General features: G+C 62.7%; 16 protein-coding genes. 14 read left to right on the forward strand and 2 right to left on the reverse strand.

The features are described 5' to 3' along the window. Positions 1-103 precede the first annotated feature (103 nt). The 5 genes from rplS to leuC all read left to right on the forward strand — a co-directional run bounded on the left by rplS (position 104) and on the right by leuC (position 4,938). On the forward strand, positions 104-643 hold the full coding sequence (gene rplS, locus ABID19_RS11170; RefSeq protein WP_095484904.1) for a 50S ribosomal protein L19: 540 nt from the start codon (positions 104-106) through the stop codon (positions 641-643). Positions 644-881: 238 nt separating this feature from the next. Continuing rightward, the gene (locus tag ABID19_RS11175; protein WP_354490438.1) at positions 882-1,679 is read left to right on the forward strand and encodes a transporter substrate-binding domain-containing protein; all 798 of its coding nucleotides are present in this window, start codon (positions 882-884) and stop codon (positions 1,677-1,679) included. 68 nt (positions 1,680-1,747) lie between these two features. Further along, positions 1,748-2,557 carry an amino acid ABC transporter permease gene (locus ABID19_RS11180; RefSeq protein WP_354490440.1) on the forward strand — a complete coding sequence of 270 codons (810 nt, stop codon included), beginning with the start codon at positions 1,748-1,750 and terminating at the stop codon, positions 2,555-2,557. Positions 2,558-2,615: 58 nt separating this feature from the next. Continuing rightward, positions 2,616-3,251 carry a class I SAM-dependent DNA methyltransferase gene (locus tag ABID19_RS11185; RefSeq protein ID WP_354490442.1) on the forward strand — a complete coding sequence of 212 codons (636 nt, stop codon included), beginning with the start codon at positions 2,616-2,618 and terminating at the stop codon, positions 3,249-3,251. Between the two features lie 277 nt (positions 3,252-3,528). Continuing rightward, entirely contained in the window at positions 3,529-4,938 is a 1,410-nt protein-coding gene (gene leuC / locus ABID19_RS11190; protein WP_352928732.1) for a 3-isopropylmalate dehydratase large subunit, read from the forward strand. A gap of 111 nt (positions 4,939-5,049) precedes the next feature. On the opposite strand, the gene ABID19_RS11195 is transcribed toward leuC, so the two are convergent. Next, a complete protein-coding gene (locus tag ABID19_RS11195) occupies positions 5,050-5,361 on the reverse strand; it encodes a hypothetical protein (RefSeq protein ID WP_354490444.1) in 312 nt (103 codons plus the stop codon). 180 nt (positions 5,362-5,541) lie between these two features. Between ABID19_RS11195 and ABID19_RS11200 the strand changes: the two genes are divergently transcribed. After that, positions 5,542-6,762 carry a GGDEF domain-containing protein gene (locus ABID19_RS11200; RefSeq protein ID WP_354490445.1) on the forward strand — a complete coding sequence of 407 codons (1,221 nt, stop codon included), beginning with the start codon at positions 5,542-5,544 and terminating at the stop codon, positions 6,760-6,762. 51 nt (positions 6,763-6,813) lie between these two features. Continuing rightward, the gene (locus ABID19_RS11205; protein WP_354490447.1) at positions 6,814-8,025 is read left to right on the forward strand and encodes a GGDEF domain-containing protein; all 1,212 of its coding nucleotides are present in this window, start codon (positions 6,814-6,816) and stop codon (positions 8,023-8,025) included. On the opposite strand, the gene ABID19_RS11210 is transcribed toward ABID19_RS11205, so the two are convergent. Further along, a complete protein-coding gene (locus tag ABID19_RS11210; protein WP_354490449.1) occupies positions 8,009-8,407 on the reverse strand; it encodes a hypothetical protein in 399 nt (132 codons plus the stop codon). The genes ABID19_RS11205 and ABID19_RS11210 overlap by 17 nt on opposite strands. 236 nt (positions 8,408-8,643) lie before the next feature. Here ABID19_RS11210 and ABID19_RS11215 point away from each other — a divergent pair, with 236 nt between their 5' ends. The 7 genes from ABID19_RS11215 to ABID19_RS11245 all read left to right on the forward strand — a co-directional run bounded on the left by ABID19_RS11215 (position 8,644) and on the right by ABID19_RS11245 (position 13,521). Further along, positions 8,644-8,991 carry a hypothetical protein gene (locus tag ABID19_RS11215; protein WP_354490451.1) on the forward strand — a complete coding sequence of 116 codons (348 nt, stop codon included), beginning with the start codon at positions 8,644-8,646 and terminating at the stop codon, positions 8,989-8,991. Between the two features lie 226 nt (positions 8,992-9,217). Continuing rightward, on the forward strand, positions 9,218-9,637 hold the full coding sequence (gene sdhC, locus ABID19_RS11220; protein ID WP_354490453.1) for a succinate dehydrogenase, cytochrome b556 subunit: 420 nt from the start codon (positions 9,218-9,220) through the stop codon (positions 9,635-9,637). A gap of 23 nt (positions 9,638-9,660) precedes the next feature. Beyond that, positions 9,661-10,035, forward strand: a complete 375-nt coding sequence (sdhD, locus tag ABID19_RS11225) for a succinate dehydrogenase, hydrophobic membrane anchor protein (RefSeq protein WP_435528714.1) — start codon at positions 9,661-9,663, stop codon at positions 10,033-10,035. 4 nt (positions 10,036-10,039) lie between these two features. After that, on the forward strand, positions 10,040-11,878 hold the full coding sequence (gene sdhA / locus ABID19_RS11230) for a succinate dehydrogenase flavoprotein subunit (RefSeq protein ID WP_354490457.1): 1,839 nt from the start codon (positions 10,040-10,042) through the stop codon (positions 11,876-11,878). 2 nt (positions 11,879-11,880) lie between these two features. Then, a complete protein-coding gene (locus ABID19_RS11235) occupies positions 11,881-12,024 on the forward strand; it encodes a hypothetical protein (protein ID WP_354490459.1) in 144 nt (47 codons plus the stop codon). Between the two features lie 3 nt (positions 12,025-12,027). Continuing rightward, positions 12,028-12,807: a succinate dehydrogenase iron-sulfur subunit gene (locus tag ABID19_RS11240; RefSeq protein ID WP_292394396.1), complete on the forward strand. Its 780-nt coding sequence runs from the start codon at positions 12,028-12,030 to the stop codon at positions 12,805-12,807. Between the two features lie 72 nt (positions 12,808-12,879). Further along, on the forward strand, positions 12,880-13,521 hold the full coding sequence (locus tag ABID19_RS11245; protein ID WP_354490461.1) for a YceH family protein: 642 nt from the start codon (positions 12,880-12,882) through the stop codon (positions 13,519-13,521). Positions 13,522-13,526 lie beyond the last annotated feature (5 nt).

A 13,526-nucleotide genomic window follows, 5' to 3' on the forward strand; every position in this document is an offset into this window, starting at 1 on the left:
CCAGATGTTCTCGAGCAAAGGGCATAGCCAAGCGGTCAATGGAACTGCAAGGCGAGTGTCGGACGCTCTGACTGTCGGAAGAACAAGAAGTGGATTTGTAGAGATGGACATCCTCCGTCAGCTCGAGGCCGAACAGGCCGCCAAGATCGAAGCCAAGCGCAAGCTTCCCGAATTCCAGCCCGGCGACACCGTGCGCGTCCAGGTCCGCGTGACCGAAGGCACCCGCACCCGCGTCCAGGCTTATGAGGGCGTCGTCATCGCCCGCGCCGGCGCCGGTTTCCAGGAGAGCTTCACCGTTCGCAAGATTTCCTACGGCGAAGGCGTGGAGCGCGTGTTCCCGGTCTATTCGCCGATGGTCGAGGGCGTCGAGATCGTGCGCCGCGGCAAGGTGCGTCGCGCCAAGCTCTATTACCTGCGCGATCGTCGCGGCAAGTCGGCCCGTATTTCGGAAAACACCGGCGTGCGCGCCCGCAAGCTGAATGATGAGGAGCGCGATGCGCTGAACGCCGAAAAGGCCCGCATCGAGGCCGAGAAGGTGGCCGCCGCCCAGGCGCTCGCTGCCGAGAAGGCAGCACAGGACGCCGCCGAGAAGAAGGCCGCCGACGAGGCCGCCAAGGCTGCGGAAGCGGCTGTCGCCGAATAAGTTTTTTCAACAACCATACTTCGGAAAGGCGGCTTCGGCCGCCTTTTTCGTTTTGGAGGAGAAGACCTCCCGGGCATGGATGGTTGCGCAAGCGCTCGCGTATAGCATGGGAATCCGTTCTGGAACGACGCGGCGCATCGGACCGGCTTGCAAGGCGCTAACGGAAAGCTAAAGTCGGCGCCGGATTTTCCTGCAAGCCTCGACCATGTCGAGGCCGTTCAAGTTCTCGGGGTGTGTCATGACCAAATCGAAACTGCTGTTGGCCGGCCTGTTGGCTCTGATTCTCGTGCCCGTCGCTGCCCTGGCGCAGGCGCTGCCCGATCTCGGCGGCAAGAAGGTGGTGGTGGTGACGGAGAACGCCTATCCGCCGCTGCAGTTCATCGACGCCAAGACCGGCAAGCAGATCGGCTGGGAATATGATGCGATGAATGAGATCGCAAAGCGGCTGAATTTCAAGATCGAGTACCAGAACACGTCCTGGGACGCGATGATCCAGGCGGTTTCCGACAACCAGTTCAACATCGGCATGACCGGCATCACCATCAAGGACGACCGTAAGCAGAAAGTCGACTTCTCCGACCCCTATATGCGCTCGGAACAGTTCATGCTGGTGCGTGGCGACGAGAAGCGTTTCACCGACGCCAAGACGTTCGGCGCCTTCAAAGATGGGCTGATCGGCGCGCAGGCCGGCACCACGCCCTTCTATACCGCCGTCTACAGCGTGCTCGACGGCAATGAGCAGAACCCGCGCATCAAACTGTTCGAGACCTTCGGCGCGACGGTGCAGGCGCTGAAGACCGGCGACGTCGATGTCGTTTTGACCGACGGCACCGCGGGCAAGGGTTATGTCGAGGCGTCCAATGGCGGGCTGAAGCTGATCGGCGGACCGCTCGGCACCGAGGATTTCGGCTTTATTTTCCCGAAAGGCTCGGATCTGGTGAAGCCGGTCAATGCGGCGATCGCCGCACTGAAGGCCGACGGCACGTTCGACGCGCTCAATAAGAAATGGTTCCTTGATTACAAGATGGGGCAGTAGGCCTTTTGGCGTGGACGCGTGATGCGCAGGAACTTGCACTGTGACGCCTGCCTAGCCGGCGTCACCTAATGCCCCCCACCTCACGCGCAAAATCCGACTTCCCCTGGTGGCTTGCGGTGGCGGCGGCACTCGCCGTGGGAGCCGCCCTCTTCATCGCCGCAAGCGACCTCTATGCCCAGGTCTTCGCGACCGTCGCCAAGGGCATCGGCATCACCGTCTTCGTCACAATGGTTGCCTTCGCGCTAGCCTCCGCAATCGGGCTCGGCATTGCGCTGATGGGACTATCGGGGTCGCGCTGGCTGCGCCAGATCGCCCGCTTCTATGTCGAGATCATTCGCGGCGTGCCGATGCTGGTGCTGTTGTTCTGGATCGCTTTTGCCGGCGCGCCGGCCTTCGTCGCGGCGTGGAACGCGTTGACCGCGCCGTTGCAAAGCGCCGGCCTGCTCGGTGAGCTACTGGTGCGCGACGTGTCGCTGTTGTGGCGCGCCATCATGGCGCTGACCATCGGCTACTCGGCGTTCATCTCGGAAGTCTTCCGCGCCGGCATCCAGGCGGTCGAGAAGGGCCAGATCGAGGCGGCGAAGGCGCTGGGACTGACGCGCACGCAGCGCTTTCGGCTGATCGTGTTTCCGCAGGCGATCCGCACCATCCTGCCGCCGCTCGGTAATGATTTCGTCGCCATGGTCAAGGATTCCTCGCTGGTCTCGGTGCTCGGTGTCGCCGACATCACCCAGATGGGCAAGATCTACGCGGCCGGCTCGTTCCGCTTCTTCGAGACCTATTCCATCGTCGCCTATATCTATCTCATCCTGACGGTTGGCCTGTCGCTGGCCTTGCGGGCGCTCGAGAAGCGGCTGCGGCGCCAGCATCAGCAATAGAAGGCAGGCGAAGACGGCGCTACGATCGACGTGGTCCGGTTGCGGAGGAATTGACCCCATGAATATCGATAAAGCCAATGCGGCGCTGGACGCGGTCTATACGGCCGATACGCCGGAAGCGCTGGCGCAAGCCTATGCAGCATGGGCCATGACCTATGACAGCGAGACCGCCTCGCTCGGCTATCTCCTGCCATTCCTGATCGCCGCCTGGGTGGCGCGCCATGTGCCGGCAGGCGAAGGGCCGCTGCTCGACGCCGGCTGCGGCACTGGCCTGTCGGGACCGTCACTCAAGGCGCTGGGCTATCAGGACATCGCCGGGCTCGACCTGTCGGAGGACATGCTGAAAATCGCCGGCAGCCGCCAGGCTTACAGCGAGCTGAAACAGGCGATGCTTGGCGGTCCGCTGCCTTGGCCCGACGGGTATTTCCGCGCCTTCTTCTCGACCGGCGTGTTCACCATCAGCCATGCACCGGCTTCCGGCCTGCACGAACTGGTGCGCATCACCAAGAAGGGTGGCCACGCCATCTTCACCGTTCGCGACCAGGTGTTCGAGAGCGGCGGGTTTCAGGCCGTGTTCAATGAGCTGGAGCAGGCGAAGAAATGGCGGCCGGTCGAAGAAAGCCCATGGTTCCGCTGCTATGCCATCGCCGAGCCTGAGGCGCTGGTGAAGACATTCGTGTTCGAGGTGCTTTGAGGGGCGGCACTTTCTCTTCTCCCACAAGGGGAGAAGGGGAAGCCGCGCCACACCCGACCAATTGCCGAAAAGCCAAAACATTGATATGAGCCACGCCATGGAACAGCTTTTTGGCGATCCGGCCTACAAGGGCTTCGTGCTGCAGGACAGAAAACGCCTGCCGTCGCGATTCTCCGCGCGCGTTTCCGGCGCTCTGACCAGCCGACTTCGCTAGGCCTTGTTCGCCGGCTAGCCGGCGCTTGTCCCTTCCCATTTTCATATCGACGGATTTACGCACATGAGCGCACCGCGCACCCTCTACGATAAGATATTCGACGACCATGTCGTCGATCGCCAGGACGACGGCACCTGCCTGCTCTATATCGATCGTCACCTCGTCCATGAAGTGACCAGTCCGCAAGCCTTCGAAGGCCTGCGCATGACGGGCAGAAAGGTCCGGCATCCGGAAAAGACGCTGGCCGTGGTCGACCACAATGTGTCGACCTCGCCCGAGCGCAAATTCGGCATCAAGAACGAAGAAAGCCGCATTCAGGTCGAGGCGCTGGCCAAGAACGCCAAGGATTTTGGCGTCGAATATTATTCCGAGAAAGATATCCGCCAGGGCATCGTCCACATCATCGGTCCGGAGCAGGGCTTTACGCTGCCCGGCATGACCATCGTCTGCGGCGATAGCCACACCTCGACGCACGGCGCCTTCGGCGCTTTGGCGCATGGCATCGGCACCTCGGAAGTCGAGCATGTGCTGGCCACGCAGACGCTGATCCAGCGCAAGGCCAAGAACATGCTGGTGCGCGTCGACGGCGCGCTGCCCGAAGGCGTGACCGCCAAGGATATCATCCTCGCCATCATCGGCGAGATCGGCACTGCCGGCGGCACCGGCTATGTCATCGAATATGCTGGCGAAGCGATCCGCGCGCTGTCGATGGAAGGCCGCATGACCATCTGCAACATGTCGATCGAGGGCGGCGCCCGGGCCGGCCTGATCGCGCCCGACGAGACGACCTTCGCCTATGTCAAGGATAAGCCGCGCGCGCCGAAGGGCGAGGCGTGGGATGCAGCACTCGCCTACTGGAAGACGCTGCAGTCCGACGAAGGCGCGCATTTCGACAAGGTGGTCGTGCTCGACGCGGCGAAACTGCCGCCGATCGTCTCCTGGGGCTCCTCGCCCGAGGATGTCGTCTCGGTCCAGGGGATCGTGCCGAACCCCGACGATATCACTGATGAGAACAAGCGCACTTCCAAGCAGCGCGCCCTCGACTATATGGGCCTGACGCCGGGCACCAAGATCACCGACATTGCGCTCGACCGCGTCTTTATCGGCTCCTGCACCAACGGTCGCATCGAGGATTTGCGCGCCGTTGCCAAGGTGGTCGAGGGCAAAAAGGTCAGCCCGCATGTCGATGCGATGATCGTGCCGGGTTCCGGCCTGGTCAAGGAGCAAGCGGAGGCCGAAGGTCTCGACAAGATCTTTGTCGCGGCCGGCTTCGATTGGCGCGAGCCGGGCTGCTCGATGTGCCTTGCCATGAACGACGATCGCCTGAAGCCGCATGAGCGCTGCGCCTCGACCTCGAACCGCAATTTCGAAGGCCGTCAGGGCTTCAAGGGCCGCACCCATCTGGTGTCGCCCGCCATGGCGGCGGCGGCGGCGATCGCCGGCCACTTCGTCGACATTCGGGAGTGGAAGTAGATCTGGCGTGAGTGGAAATAGATTCAGGCGTGAGTGGAAATAACTCGGCCCGCCACAGTTCGTATATGAGTGCATGCCAGAACCCGAACCGCGATGCGGTTCGGGTTTTCTTCACGCCGGGCGCCTTACGAACTCATGGAATTGCTCACGCCGGCCGGGCTGCTCCGCAGCGACTATGAGCGCCAGCTGACGTTCGTCGAAGAGTTTGAACCATTCGTCCCATTCGACCAGTTCGTAGCCGCCCGCATTGACCGGACGTTCGCCCTGATCCTGGTCTTGATAAGCGTGCTGGCCGAAGACCAGCCTCAGCATGGCTTGCGTTCCCGTTTCGGGCGACACGTCGACGATTGCCGGAAATCCGGCGCGCGCCGCGACCCATGAGCGAATTGCTTCGTGATCGGTCAGCATGATCGTATCGGCCATGAAAGCGTCTCCATCGATTGCTGCTGGAAAACGCCGATCGCGGTTTCAAGTTCCACGCAGCAGCTTCATGGGCGACCCCGCGCATATTCGACTTTGCTTAACTGCTGCTTGGGCTTAACCGCTTGTTTGGGCTTCCGCCCTATGGTCTTCCCTGGCGGAAGCGTGGGGGGTCACGGTCCTTTGGACACCGGTTTGCTGGTAGCGTTGCTCAATCCGACGATCGCGCTTGCGCTCGGCGCGGTGTTTCTCGTGCTGTGGTTCTACCAGCGCCACCGCCCCTATCTAGCCGTGCTCGCCGCCAGCTACTCGCTCTCGGCGGCCGGGTTCCTGTTCCAGTACTTCACCCTGCCCGTCGGCATGGCGCCGACCAAGCTGCTTTCCAACACATGCTTCACCTTTGCCGCCTGCTGCCTCTGCAGCGCGATCGTGGCGCGCTACGGGCGGAGCGTGCCCTATGTCGGGATCGGCGTTCTAGCGGGCGGCGGCCTAACCGCATTCTGCTGGTTCCTGTTCGTTCAGCCAGACCTCACTTGGCGGATCCTGGCGATGAATTTCGGCTTCGGCGGCCTCAGCCTGCTTGTAGCGGCCGAATTGCGTCCGGTGCGCGGCAGGGGTCCGACGGAAATGATCCTGTTCGTGCTGTCGCTGCTTTCCGGCCTGAATTTCTTCGTGCGAACACTGGCCGTCATCATCGCGCACGGACCCTTCACAAGCTATGACGGCTTTTACGCCTCATCCTACTGGACGACGGCACTGCTGTCGCATGCGCTGCTGTCGCTGCTCATCGCGCTTTGTCTGTTCTGCGCGGCGGCGCTCGACGTCATGAAGGCGCTGAAGGCCGAGGCGTATACCGATCCGCTGTCGGGCCTGCTCAACCGTCGCGGTTTCGAGGAGCGCGCCAGGCTTCTCCTGCAGCACTGCGCCACCGCTAAACTGCCGGTCGCGCTGGTGGTCGCCGACCTCGATCATTTCAAGGCGCTCAACGACCTTCACGGGCATGCGGCGGGCGATCGCGTGATCGCCGACTTCGCCGCCAAGCTTCTATCGGCCGCTGGCACGCGTGGCGTCGCTGGCCGCATCGGCGGCGAGGAGTTCGCCGTGCTTTTGCCGCTGAGCGACCTCGGCGCGGCAAGGCTGTTTGCCGAAGCCATTCGCACGCTCTATGCGGCGGGCAGCGTCGACGGGCTTCCGCCCGGCACAAGAGTAACCGCGAGCTTCGGTGTGGCGGCCCGTACCGGCGACGAAGGGCTGGAGCCGCTGATGCGCCGCGCCGACGAGGCGCTCTACAAAGCCAAAAGGAATGGCCGCGACAGCGTGCGGCTATCTTATGAACGGCCGGAATCGGTATTCGTCGTAGAACCGCTCGCAGCGGCAGATCGTTCGCGCTTGGATTCGCATTAACGTCTTTTTCGCCCGTCCGTGATTTGCCTTCGCAAAGAGTGCGAGAAACACATGGGCGGCGCAGAGTTCATCCTTGCAATTAACCTGCTCGTCGCCGGACTGCTGGCGGCTGCCTTCATGACAGTCTCGTTCTATGATGTGGGGCGCGTATCCGCACGCTGGCTGGTCCTCGGCTATCTGCTCGGGATGGCCTATTTCGCCATCGAGTTCAGCGTTCCGGCCTTCGACAATGCGCGACCAGCGGTCGTCGCGGGCTTCGCCGTTTTCCTTGGCGCCACTATCGCCTTCAATGGCGGACTTGCCCATAAATACGGCGTGGCGCCGCCGTGGGTGCCGATGCTCGTCTTCCTATTTGCTGCCACCGCGGCCGTATATTTCGTGGAGGATCTGCCGCGCCAGTCGCTTGCCCGCATGATGGCCTACCAGCTTCCCTATGCCGCCATGCAGTTCGTAGGCGTCGGCATCGTCTGGTCGTCCCGGCAAAGACGCGACTGGCTCGACCATGCGCTGATGGCCGTTCTGGCGGCCAGCGCACTGCAATTCGTGAGCAAGCCGTTTATCGCCCATGCCTTGGGTGGCTGGGGCGTCAATCCGCAGGCCTATCTGCAGAGCAATTATGCTCTGGTGTCGCAATCGCTTGGCACGGTGTTCGGCATGGCAATCGCGCTCCTCATGCTGGTCATCCTTGTCCGTGACGTGCTCGCCGAGGCGACGTCGAAGTCGGAGATGGACACGCTATCGAGGCTGCTCAACCGCGGCGGCTTCGAACGTCATGCCGAACTCGCGATGCGTGACGCCGTGCGCAAGGGTATTCCGGTCGCCCTGGTCATCGCCGACCTCGATCATTTCAAGAGCATCAACGACGGTTTCGGCCACGCATCCGGCGACCGGGTCATCGGGGCCTTTGCCGGGTTTCTGCGTGATGCGGCCGCCGATCATCACGTCGCCGGTCGCGTCGGCGGAGAAGAGTTCGCGATCATCCTGCCGGGGACCAATCTCGCCGCTGCGCGGCTCCTCGCCGAAGGGATGCGCAGCGCTTTCGGTGCCTTGCCGATCGACTGTTTGCCGGTGGACCATCGGTGCTCCGCGAGCTTTGGCGTTGCCGAGCTTCAACCGGGCGAGGGTTTCACCGATCTCATGCGGCGTGCGGACGACGCGCTCTACCAGGCCAAGCGCAGCGGGCGTGATCGCGTGCGTATCTCGTTAGGGCCAGCCCTGCAAACGCCGGTGGCGACGCCTGACAGAATTAACGGCAGGGGCTGAGTTCCGGCATCTCGCCGTCGGAAAGCCCGTACATATAGCTGCGGCCTTTTACGAAAACCGGCGGCCTGTAGCAGTCGCGCCGGCTGACGTCGTCTGTTTCGTTTTCATAGATGATTTCGGGCTGGCCGGCGCCGGTGTAGTCCGACAATTCCTTGGCCAGCTTGCCCTCACCAACGAGGATGCGCTTGTAGCCGGCGGCGCTCTCGATGACCAGATTTCCGAAGGAATCGGCGTAGACGCGGTCGTGCGTCCCGGCGAGTGCCGGTGCTGCGAAGCCGGTGGCGGCCGCCACCAAAACGAGCGCCGTTAAGACGGGCGCCGCCAAGATGGGTGCCGCCAAAAAGGGTGCCGGAAAGCGCGATCTGCCTGAATTCGAACGCATGGCGTCCTCCATTTGCCCGAGGCGAACTTCCTCTGACTCAGAAATTAACCTTTTCTTAACCTTTGTTAAGAGGCTAGTCCTGCTGGCTGCCAGGTCTCGGCAAACATGGTTAATACCCGGCGCCTTGCAGATTGCAGCCATCATTCGGCCATGCTTGCCCGCACCATCGCGCCCGAGTGTGGCGTCGGGGGTGGCAGCAAGCATCGCGGCTGGAGTGATGCGTAGGGAGATAGCGTGTGGCCATACGCCGAACGTTTCGGGCGACGCTTGCCCTTTTTCCATTGCTGATCATCGCTGCCTGCGTGTCGCAGACCAATGCGCCGAAGACCGGCACTACGACCGATTTGACGGCACCGCAGCCGCGCACCGCGACCTACAATTGCGCCGATGGCACCAGGATCACCATCGAAAACCTTGGCACGTCGGTGCGCGTGCTTGGCCCAGACGGCGCCAGCGAGGACCTGCCGGCCTCACCCGCCAATCAAAGCAGCCGCTTCGGCGAGGCGCATGACGCAATCGTGATCGACGGGCGCGATGCGCTGGTGATGAAGGGCGGGAAAACGCCACTGACCTGCAAGCGTTAATCAGTTTACCGCACTGCAGCAAACATTGCGCCGGCTTTGGGTCGCGCCCTAATCGATTGAAGCAAAGACCCGCCCTTTTGTCAGACTAAATTACGTTTTCGAAACGGTTTTCTGGCTTTGACGCGGTGCAAAAAGAGCATTAGAAACCGGCTGTCCGAAGTCGCAACCGGAAGCGGTAACGCCGCATTTCCACCTGGGGCTCCAGAGACGCCGAACTGGGGGAGCCATGAGCAAATCACCAGCCACCCGCGAATTTACCAGACGTGAACGGCCGCTTTCGCCGCATCTAACCGTCTATCGGCCGCCGATCACGATGACGATGTCGATAATCCATCGCATCACCGGCGGGGCGCTCTATTTCGGCACGCTGCTGGTCGCCCTGTGGCTGATGGCGGCGGCGAGCTCGCAAGCCACCTTCGATGCCGTCAACTGGGCCTTCGGCTCATGGCTGGGGCGGCTGGTGCTGTTCGGCTATACCTGGGCGCTGATGCACCACATGCTGGGCGGCGTGCGCCATCTGATCTGGGATACCGGGGCAGCTCTCGAAAAGGGCACGGCGTCCAGGATCGCCTGGGTGACGCTGGCCGGCTCGATCGTACTGACGCTGCTGATCTGGATCGCCGGTTATCTGACGCGGGGAGCCTGATCGTGAGCCACCGCAACACCGACATGCGCACGCCGCTGGCGAAGGTCCGCGGCCTCGGCTCCGCCCGCGAAGGCACGGAGCATTTCTGGCGCCAGCGCCTGACGGCGATCGCCAACATCCCGCTGATCCTGTTCTTCGTCGGATTCCTGATCGCGTTGAACGGCGCCGGCTATGGCGAAGTGCGCGCCGCACTTGCCAACCCGTTCGTGGCGCTGGTGCTGGCCCTGGTGCTGTTGTCCGGGCTCTATCATATGCGGCTCGGCATGCAGGCGATCATCGAGGATTACGTCCATGGCGAGGGCATGAGGCTGGCGCTGCTCGCGCTCAACACATTTTTTCCAGTAGTGGTCGGCGTCGCCTCGATCTTCGCCCTGCTCAAACTGGCATTTGGAGGCTGACATTTTGGCCAAGGACGCGAAAAACGCCAACACGGCGTCCGCCTATACCTATGTCGACCACAAATTCGATGTGGTGGTCGTCGGCGCCGGCGGCGCCGGCCTGCGCGCCACGCTCGGCATGGCCGAACAGGGGCTGCGCACCGCCTGCATCACCAAGGTGTTCCCGACGCGGTCGCATACGGTGGCGGCGCAGGGCGGCATCGCCGCTTCACTGTCCAATATGGGGCCCGACTCCTGGCAGTGGCACATGTACGACACCGTGAAAGGCTCGGACTGGCTCGGCGATGTCGACGCCATGGAATATCTGGTGCGCGAAGCGCCCGCCGCCGTCTACGAGCTTGAGCATTACGGCGTGCCGTTCTCGCGCACCGAAGAGGGCAAGATCTACCAGCGGCCGTTCGGCGGCCACATGATGAATTTCGGCGACGGCCCGCCGGTACAGCGGACCTGCGCGGCCGCCGACCGCACCGGCCACGCCATCCTGCACACGCTCTACGGCCAGTCGCTGAAGAACAATGCGCAGTTCTTCATCGAGTATTTCGCGCTCGACCTGATCATGGAGCCGGACGGCACCTGCACCGGCGTCGTCGCCTGGAACCTCGACGACGGCACCATCCACCGCTTTTCGGCAAAGATGGTGGTGCTGGCGACAGGCGGCTATGGCCGCGCCTATTTCTCGGCGACCTCGGCGCACACCTGCACCGGCGACGGCGGCGGCATGGCCGCACGCGCCGGGCTGCCGCTACAGGACATGGAGTTCGTGCAATTTCATCCGACAGGCATCTATGGCGCCGGCTGCCTGATCACCGAAGGCGCGCGCGGCGAGGGCGGCTATCTCGTCAACTCCGAGGGCGAGCGCTTCATGGAGCGCTATGCACCGTCGGCCAAGGATCTTGCGTCACGCGACGTCGTTTCGCGCTGCATGACGCTGGAGATCCGCGAGGGGCGCGGCGTCGGCAAGAACAAGGACCATATTTTTCTCCACCTCGACCATCTAGATCCGGCCGTTTTGCATGAGAGACTTCCTGGTATTTCGGAGTCAGCGAAAATCTTTGCCGGCGTCGACCTGACCAAGGAACCGATCCCGGTGCTGCCGACGGTCCACTACAATATGGGCGGCGTGCCGACCAACTACTGGGGCGAGGTGCTCAACCCCACTGCCCTGAACCCGGACCAGGTATCGCCAGGGCTGATGGCGGTCGGCGAGGCCGGCTGCGCCTCCGTCCATGGCGCCAACCGGCTGGGCTCGAACTCGCTGATCGATCTGGTGGTGTTCGGCCGCGCGGCGGCGATCCGGGCCGGCCAGGTGATCGACCGCAACGCCGCGATCCCATCGCCCAACGAAGCCTCGGTCGAAAAGATCATGGACCGCTTCGACCGGCTGCGTCACGCCAACGGCTCGACGCCGACGGCGGTCTTGCGCGAAAAGATGCAGAAGGCGATGCAGGACGATGCGGCGGTGTTCCGTACACAGGAATCGCTCGAAAGCGGCTGCAAGCGCATTTCGCAGATCTGGAGCGAACTCAAGGACGTAAAAGTGTTCGACCGCTCGATGATCTGGAACTCCGACCTGGTCGAGACGCTGGAGCTGGAAAATCTGATGGCCAACGCCATCACCACGGTTTACGGCGCCGAGGCGCGCAAGGAGAGCCGCGGCGCGCATGCGCGGGAAGATTTTTCGGCCCGCGATGATTTGGTCTGGCGCAAGCATACGCTGGCTCGACTCAGCGAAGACGGCAAGGTCACGCTGAACTACCGGCCGGTGCACACCGAGCCGCTACTGGCGGAAAAGGACGGCGGCATCAACCTGGCCAAGATCGCGCCGAAGGCCAGGGTATATTAGCGATGGCGTTCGCGGTTGCAGGGTATTCCGGGACGCCCCTTCCGGCCAAGCTCGGCCCGAAGGACTGGATGGCTGCCTTCATCGTGAAGGTCGCCGCCGATAACGGGATCCGGTCCGGGCTGAAGCTCGTCATCCGAAGGATCTAGGTAATGGTCGAACTAACGCTTCCCAAGAATTCGAAGATCAAGGTCGGAAAAACCTGGCCGAAGCCGGAGGGCGCAACCAATCTGCGCGAGTACCGCATCTACCGCTGGTCGCCGGACGATGACGAGAACCCGCGCATGGACACTTATTTCGTCGACATGGACGATTGCGGACCGATGGTGCTCGACGCGCTGCTCTGGATCAAGAACAAGATCGACCCGACGCTGACCTTGCGCCGCTCCTGCCGCGAGGGCATTTGCGGCTCCTGCGCCATGAATATCGACGGCTCCAACACGCTCGCCTGCACCAAGGGCTGCGACGACATTTCCGGCGCGATCAAGGTCTATCCGCTGCCGCATATGCAGGTGGTCAAGGACCTGGTGCCCGATCTCACCAATTTCTACGCCCAGCACGCTTCGATCGAACCGTGGCTCAAGACTGTGTCGCCCGAGCCGGCCAAGGAATGGCTGCAGAGCCATGAGGACCGCGAAAAGCTCGACGGGCTTTACGAGTGCATCCTTTGCGCCTGCTGCTCGACCTCTTGCCCGAGCTACTGGTGGAACGGCGACCGCTATCTCGGCCCGGCGACGCTCTTGCAGGCCTATCGCTGGCTGATCGATTCCCGCGATGAAGCCACGGGCGAACGGCTCGACAATCTCGAAGACCCGTTCCGCCTCTATCGCTGCCACACCATCATGAACTGCGCCCAGACCTGCCCCAAGGGTCTGAACCCGGCCAAGGCCATCGCCGAGATCAAGAAGATGATGGTGGAGAGACGGGTCTGACCTCAGTGGGCTGCCACCGGGATAATCTCGTCTTTAGCGCTGTCCCGCCGGCCGCACAAGGATAGCCGACCTATGACTGATTCTGAGCTGCTCATCCTTTCTCCCGTCGAAGCGCGCGTGCTCGGCTGCTTGATCGAAAAGAAGGAATTGACGCCCGATATCTACCCGCTGACGCTCAATGCGGCACTTGCCGCCGCCAACCAGAAGACGGCGCGCGAGCCGGTGATGTCTGTCGAGCTGGTCGAGGTCAGGCGGGCGCTGGGTCAACTCGAACAGAAAGGTCTGGTCAGGCAGGACTTTGCCTCGCGCGTCGAGCGCTACGAACATGTCGTCGCGCAGCGCTTTTCGCTGACTTCGGCGCAGATCGCGCTCATCGGCCTGCTGTTGCTGCGTGGTCCTCAGACTGCCCATGAATTGCTGGCGCGAGCTGAGCGCATGGCGCGGCTACCCTCCATCGACGAGCTTCGCAGCAATCTCGACCTGATGATCGGCCGCAAGCCGCCGCTCGTTCAGCAGATCGATCGTGGACCCGGTCAGCGCGAGGACCGCTATGTGCATCTGCTCAGCGGGCCAGTGAAGATGCAGGTGATGGCAGCAGCGTCCCAGCAATCACCTTCGCCGGCCTCGGACCTCGAAGCGCGCGTGCAAGCTCTCGAGGAAGAGATCGCGACGCTGCGCGCACGAATCGACGTGCTGGCCGGCGAAAGGCAGTAGCGAGC

Source organism: Mesorhizobium robiniae (genome assembly GCF_040545535.1).
Classification (GTDB): domain Bacteria; phylum Pseudomonadota; class Alphaproteobacteria; order Rhizobiales; family Rhizobiaceae; genus Mesorhizobium; species Mesorhizobium robiniae.

What these genes read in the sequence shown, in the direction of transcription:
- ABID19_RS11240 (WP_292394396.1), top strand. Translation starts at nt 12,028, where the DNA reads ATGGTCGAACTAACGCTTCCCAAGAATTCGAAGATCAAGGTCGGAAAA.
- ABID19_RS11195 (WP_354490444.1), bottom strand. Translation starts at nt 5,361, where the DNA reads ATGGCCGATACGATCATGCTGACCGATCACGAAGCAATTCGCTCATGG.
- sdhC (WP_354490453.1), top strand. Translation starts at nt 9,218, where the DNA reads ATGAGCAAATCACCAGCCACCCGCGAATTTACCAGACGTGAACGGCCG.
- ABID19_RS11180 (WP_354490440.1), top strand. Translation starts at nt 1,748, where the DNA reads ATGCCCCCCACCTCACGCGCAAAATCCGACTTCCCCTGGTGGCTTGCG.
- ABID19_RS11235 (WP_354490459.1), top strand. Translation starts at nt 11,881, where the DNA reads ATGGCGTTCGCGGTTGCAGGGTATTCCGGGACGCCCCTTCCGGCCAAG.
- ABID19_RS11210 (WP_354490449.1), bottom strand. Translation starts at nt 8,407, where the DNA reads ATGCGTTCGAATTCAGGCAGATCGCGCTTTCCGGCACCCTTTTTGGCG.
- ABID19_RS11175 (WP_354490438.1), top strand. Translation starts at nt 882, where the DNA reads ATGACCAAATCGAAACTGCTGTTGGCCGGCCTGTTGGCTCTGATTCTC.
- ABID19_RS11205 (WP_354490447.1), top strand. Translation starts at nt 6,814, where the DNA reads ATGGGCGGCGCAGAGTTCATCCTTGCAATTAACCTGCTCGTCGCCGGA.
- sdhD (WP_435528714.1), top strand. Translation starts at nt 9,661, where the DNA reads ATGCGCACGCCGCTGGCGAAGGTCCGCGGCCTCGGCTCCGCCCGCGAA.
- ABID19_RS11245 (WP_354490461.1), top strand. Translation starts at nt 12,880, where the DNA reads ATGACTGATTCTGAGCTGCTCATCCTTTCTCCCGTCGAAGCGCGCGTG.
- leuC (WP_352928732.1), top strand. Translation starts at nt 3,529, where the DNA reads ATGAGCGCACCGCGCACCCTCTACGATAAGATATTCGACGACCATGTC.
- ABID19_RS11185 (WP_354490442.1), top strand. Translation starts at nt 2,616, where the DNA reads ATGAATATCGATAAAGCCAATGCGGCGCTGGACGCGGTCTATACGGCC.
- rplS (WP_095484904.1), top strand. Translation starts at nt 104, where the DNA reads ATGGACATCCTCCGTCAGCTCGAGGCCGAACAGGCCGCCAAGATCGAA.